This is a genomic window from Acinetobacter sp. UBA3132, from assembly GCF_002364825.1.
Taxonomy (GTDB): Bacteria; Pseudomonadota; Gammaproteobacteria; order Pseudomonadales; family Moraxellaceae; genus Acinetobacter; species Acinetobacter schindleri.
Genome location: NZ_DEZM01000078.1, coordinates 1 through 5393 on the forward strand (window position 1 = coordinate 1; position 5393 = coordinate 5393).

The following is a 5393-nucleotide window of genomic DNA, read 5'->3' on the forward strand; positions in this document are numbered from 1 at the left end:
CCAGCAATCCGGTAAAAAAGGGGTTCATTACTGCGTTACTGAATCCAAAAGGCATGCTGATTTACTTTGCAATCCTGCCGCAGTTTATAGATAAAAGTGGGAATACGGTAAGCCAGGGTTTGATTCTGTCTTTAATCTTTATTGCCATGATCTTTGTAGTGTATTGTGCCTTAAGCCTTTTATTCGCCCGACTTACCCGTTCGGCTCAGATTGATGAACGTAAGCAAAAGTGGATTGATGGGACTTCAGGTGGTTTATTGGCATTCGCTGCTTCATGGCTAATCATTAATTAATGAGCTATAAAATTCACCAATGTTCATCAAATAAGTCATACATTCGTTTTAAAAATTTAAAAGCATGTGATCACAGCGTGCTTTTTTAATATATTTCCTTATAAAAATTATTTTCTGCTATTTCATTGATCTATTTATAAGAGGGAATTTTGACCAAATCTGGAAGAATGAATCGAACCCATCACCATATGTCAGAAATGACAGATTTAGATAGGAGTAATTTGTATTCTTTATAATAATAGTGACAAGAAATGAAATTAAATTTTATAAAATAGATCAAATCTTTTGATGTGCATAATCAAATAAAAAGATACTAAAAATCAATAGTTAAATTTTAAATAAAATGATGGGAATTTGTTCTGTATAAATGTCAAATCTTGAAATGTGAACGCGACGTTCAAGGAAAATTACGCATTTTTACACCCTATTGGTGAATTGTGACTTGACCGAAATGCCGAACGCATTGCAAGATAGGGCACCTAAAAAAATTTAAGTGAAGAGTTATTATAACTTTTCTAAATATTTACATTTGCTAAAACAGCCGAGGATTACATGAAGGCTCTTGTTGCTGTAAAACGTGTGGTTGATGCCAACGTTAAGGTTCGCGTTAAGCCGGACAACAGTGGTGTTGACTTAACAAACGTTAAAATGTCAATTAACCCATTCTGTGAAATCGCAGTGGAAGAAGCGGTTCGTTTAAAAGAAAAAGGAACTGTTTCAGAAATCGTTGTTGTTTCTATTGGCCCTAAAGAAGCTCAAGAACAAATCCGTTCTTCTATGGCTCTTGGTGCTGACCGCGGTATCCTGGTTGAAGCTGATGACAGCCAATTAGGTGCGTTAGAAGTAGCAAAAATTCTTAAAGGTGTTGTTGAAGCTGAACAACCACAATTGATCCTTCTTGGTAAGCAAGCAATTGATGACGACTCTAACCAGGTTGGTCAGATGCTTGGTGCACTTCTAGGTGCAGGCCAGGGTACTTTTGCTTCTGAAGTGAAAGTTGAAGGCGACAAAGTACAAGTGACTCGTGAAATCGACGGTGGTTTACAAACTGTTGAATTGAACTTGCCAGCAATCATTACCACTGACTTACGTTTGAACGAGCCACGTTATGCTGCTCTTCCAAACATCATGAAAGCGCGTAAAAAACCGCTGGATACCAAGTCACCTGCAGATTTCGGTGTAACCACTACAACTAAACTTAAAACAGTAAAAGTTGAATCTCCTGCAGAGCGTAAAGCTGGCGTACAAGTGAAGTCTGTAGACGAGCTTGTAGAAAAATTGAAAAACGAAGCGAAAGTGATCTAATACAGAAGGATAAAAATCATGAGTATTTTAGTTATCGCTGAGCACGACAACAAAGCATTAAACGCTGCTACTTTAAACGTTGTTGCTGCGGCGCAAAAAATCGGTGGTGATATCACTGTATTGGTTGCTGGTTCTGGCGCTCAAGCAGTTGCTGACCAAGCGGCTAAAGTTGCTGGCGTAAGCAAAGTATTGCTTGCGGATGATGCTGCTTATGCAAACCAGTTGGCTGAAAATGTAGCGAAACTGGTTGCTGAATTGGGCAAAGGCTATAGCCATATTCTTGCTGCTTCTACGACGACTGGTAAAAACATCCTGCCACGTGCAGCTGCATTACTAGACGTAAGCATGATCACAGACATCATTGCTGTTGATTCTGCAAACACATTCAAGCGTCCGATCTATGCAGGTAACGCGATTGCAACTGTAGAATCTTCTGAATCAGTTGTTGTTGCAACTGTTCGTGGTACTGCATTCGATCCAGTTGCTACTGAAGGTGGTTCTGCTGCTGTTGAAGCTGCTACAGCGACTGGTGATGCTGGTATTTCTAAGTTCATTAACGAAGAAATCGTTAAATCTGAACGTCCAGAATTAACAGCTGCTCGTATCGTTGTTTCTGGTGGTCGTGGTGTGGGTTCTGGTGAGAACTATCACAAAATCCTTGATCCACTTGCAGACAAACTGGGTGCAGCTCAAGGTGCATCTCGTGCGGCTGTTGACGCAGGCTTCGTTCCTAACGATATGCAGGTTGGTCAAACTGGTAAGATCGTTGCGCCTGACCTGTACATCGCTGTAGGTATCTCTGGTGCGATCCAGCATTTGGCAGGTATGAAAGAGTCTAAAGTGATCGTTGCGATCAACAAGGACGAAGAAGCACCAATCAATGCAGTCGCTGACTACTGGTTAGTAGGTGACTTGAACACTGTTATTCCAGAATTAGTATCTAAAATCTAATTCCTGAATACAGTTTAAAAAGACGCTCTTGCGTGAGCGGTAAGTGAATACTTACTGCTCTGTTCAGGGGCGTTTTTATTTATAATGAAAAATGAATAAAATAATAATGAAAGTTTCTATATTGCCTCTATATCAGCCTTTAATCGAAAATGCTCGATTTTATCGATTGTTTTGTTCAACTCTAATACTATTTGTTCTTGCTGTATTGGCTTATTTGATCATCCTAATACAGATCGCTGGACTGTGGCTTATTTTTGCTGCCTGTAGTTTTGTAGGGTTTATCCATTTGATCTATTTGAATACGCTTTCAGATGCACAGGTACTTGCGAAAGCAGAGCATTGGATCGAGCTTGATAATCAGCGATTTCAGAACAGTGCTTATGGTATCCAAGGCGATGCGCTGATGGTATTGGCGCTTATTTTTCCTTTTGTATTATCTACGTGGTTGTTGTATGGATGTTCTAAATTATTTAAAAATTAAGTATGAAAATTTGAATAATGATTAGAAAATTGGACTGAAAATAAAGATTAGATGTGTTGCTTTTGGTGCTTAATAGGGCAGATATTAAGTGAGCTTTAGAAGATTTAAAAGTAATACTAATATTCATATTTTAATTTATTTGCCGGTTTAGCGGCGTCTTCCTGTGAACTTTGATGATCTGTTACCCTGATGCATGCTGCTGATGTGGATTGTCGTCCAGTATTTAATTACCTAGCTATTGATGCAGCTGGATTGTACGCAGGTAAATCTTCTTTGTATGCTTGATCAAGAAAGAAACAGTGGATTCAGTACAAGATATTTCCGTGCATAAAATGCGATAATTCAAGCTAAGAATGAACCTCTGTGTGCAGAGGTTTTTTTATGCGTTAAAAATTGTGAAGTGGTTAAAATTTCTACCAAAAATCCTTTGGATAGTTGGGTCTGAAACGGCTTAATTTAGCCTGATTTATGCTATACTGTCCGACTGAATTTTAAATATTGGTTCAGCGTTTTTTGAACCAATTTATAGCTGGATTTACGACATATAAATACAGGTCAAACAGGGCCTGTAGAATAAGGAGTATGCATGAGCGTATCGGAAATTAGACCGATTGCCATTGAGGATGAACTTAAAAGCTCATATCTCGATTATGCGATGAGCGTGATTGTGTCACGTGCATTGCCAGATGTACGAGATGGTTTAAAACCGGTTCATCGTCGTGTGCTTTTCGCAATGCACGAATTAGGCAATGACTATAACAAAGCATATAAAAAATCTGCACGTGTAGTCGGTGACGTGATCGGTAAATATCACCCGCATGGTGATTCTGCCGTTTATGAAACGATTGTCCGTATGGCACAAGACTTTAGCTTGCGTTACCAGTTGGTTGATGGCCAGGGTAACTTCGGTTCTGTCGATGGTGATAGTGCAGCGGCAATGCGTTATACCGAAGTACGTATGCGTAAGCTGACCCATGAGCTCCTTGCTGATCTTGAAAAAGATACAGTGGAATGGGAAGACAACTACGACGGTTCTGAGCGCATTCCACAAGTCATGCCGACGCGTATTCCTAACCTGTTGATTAATGGTGTTGCTGGTATTGCCGTAGGTATGGCGACCAATATGGCACCGCATAACATGACTGAAGTCATCAATGCGTGTTTAGCCTATGCCAATGATCCGAATATCAGCATTGAAGGGCTGATGGAACATATTTCGGGTCCAGATTTTCCTACTGGCGGTATTATTTACGGTAAATCGGGTATTGTAGATGCCTACCGTACCGGTAAAGGCCGTTTGCATATCCGTGGTAAATACCACATCGAAGAAGATGCCAAATCTGGCCGTAGCACGATTGTATTCACTGAAATTCCTTATCAGGTCAACAAAGCGAAAACCATTGAGCGTATTGCTGAGCTGGTGAAAGAGAAAAAACTCGAAGGGATTTCTGAACTTCGTGACGAATCTGATAAAGAAGGGATGCGTATTGCGATTGACCTGAAGCGTGGTGAAAACGCTGAAGTGATCGTGAATAACCTGTTCCAGAATACCCAGTTAGAAAACTCATTCAGCATCAACATGGTTTGTCTGGACAATGGACAACCGAAGTTGATGAACCTGAAAGACATCATTGCGGCATTTATCCGTCACCGTCAGGAAGTCGTGACACGTCGTACTATGTACGAACTGCGCAAAGCACGTGAACGTGGTCATATTTTAGAAGGTTTAACCGTTGCTCTGGCAAATATTGATGCTATCATCGAAACCATTAAAACTTCTGCCAACCCGGCTGAAGCGCGTGAGCGTTTACAGGCAGGCGAGTGGGCAGCAGGCGGTGTGGCAGCGTTGCTAGAAAAAGCGGGTGCTGTTTCTGTACGTCCTGATGAAATTGAAGGTGAAGATCCAAACCGTCCATTTGGTATTGATGGCGATGTGTATCGTTTATCTCCGACTCAAGTCAACGCGATTATGGAATTGCGTTTACACCGTTTGACCGGTCTTGAGCAAGATAAACTTCAAGCTGAATATTCTGAAATCTTAGGTCAAATTGCTGAATACACAGCCATCTTAAATGACTTCAACTTATTGATGAACGTGATTAAAGAAGAGCTAGCGCTAATTCTTCAGCAATATGGCGATGCGCGTAAAACAGATATCGTTGAGTCTCGTATCGACTTCTCTCGTGAAGACCTAATTCCTGAAGAACAAATGGTTCTTACGGTTTCAAAAACTGGTTATGCGAAAACTCAACCATTATCTGACTATGCTGCGCAACGTCGTGGCGGTCGTGGTAAGTCTGCAACCAGCATGAAAGAAGACGATTACATCCAGCACATGGTTGTAACATCGAACCATGCTACGG

The 5393-nt window shown here is 40.7% G+C and carries 5 protein-coding genes; all 5 read left to right on the plus strand.

The features are described 5' to 3' along the window. On the plus strand, positions 1–293 hold a 293-nt coding region (locus B4033_RS03615; protein WP_286832155.1), incomplete at its 5' end, for a LysE family translocator. A 552-nt stretch (positions 294–845) separates the two neighbouring features. After that, entirely contained in the window at positions 846–1598 is a 753-nt protein-coding gene (locus B4033_RS03620) for an electron transfer flavoprotein subunit beta/FixA family protein (RefSeq protein ID WP_004815037.1), read from the plus strand. 18 nt (positions 1599–1616) lie between these two features. Then, positions 1617–2549 carry an electron transfer flavoprotein subunit alpha/FixB family protein gene (locus tag B4033_RS03625; protein WP_071320340.1) on the plus strand — a complete coding sequence of 311 codons (933 nt, stop codon included), beginning with the start codon at positions 1617–1619 and terminating at the stop codon, positions 2547–2549. A gap of 106 nt (positions 2550–2655) precedes the next feature. Then, the gene (locus B4033_RS03630; RefSeq protein WP_286832159.1) at positions 2656–3030 is read left to right on the plus strand and encodes a hypothetical protein; all 375 of its coding nucleotides are present in this window, start codon (positions 2656–2658) and stop codon (positions 3028–3030) included. Positions 3031–3616: 586 nt separating this feature from the next. Next, a partial coding sequence (locus B4033_RS03635; protein WP_286832161.1) for a DNA topoisomerase (ATP-hydrolyzing) occupies positions 3617–5393 on the plus strand: 1777 nt, incomplete at its 3' end.